Here is a 382-nt window from a genome sequence, read left to right as displayed (position 1 = left end):
GCGACGGGAGCAACTGGAGCGGCTGGAGTGACTGGTGCAACAGGTGACGCAGGTGCGACAGGAGCAACTGGAGCAACAGGTGACACAGGGGCAACTGGAGCGACTGGAGCTACAGGTGACACAGGAGCAACGGGTGCGACCGGAGTGACAGGTGATACTGGTGCGACGGGTGCAACAGGAGCGACAGGTGATACTGGTGCAACAGGAGCGACCGGAGCGACAGGTGACACAGGGGCAACGGGTGCAACAGGAGCAGCAGGAGTGACCGGAGCAACAGGTGACGCAGGAGCGACGGGAGCAACTGGAGCGGCTGGAGTGACTGGTGCAACAGGTGACGCAGGTGCGACAGGAGCAACTGGAGCAACAGGTGACACAGGGGCAA

At 62.6% G+C, this 382-nt stretch carries 1 protein-coding gene; it reads left to right on the top strand.

Annotated features, from left to right (window positions below; genetic code table 11):
- Window positions 1-382, top strand: a 382-nt coding sequence (locus tag HPT30_RS00615) for a hypothetical protein (protein WP_175369655.1), incomplete at both ends; no start/stop codon positions are given.

The sequence above is a fragment of the Paenibacillus agri genome (genome assembly GCF_013359945.1).
Classification (GTDB): Bacteria; Bacillota; Bacilli; order Paenibacillales; family Paenibacillaceae; genus Paenibacillus_AQ; species Paenibacillus_AQ agri.
Note: the sequence above shows the minus strand (reverse complement) of the source record. Positions and strands in the feature narration are given on the sequence as shown.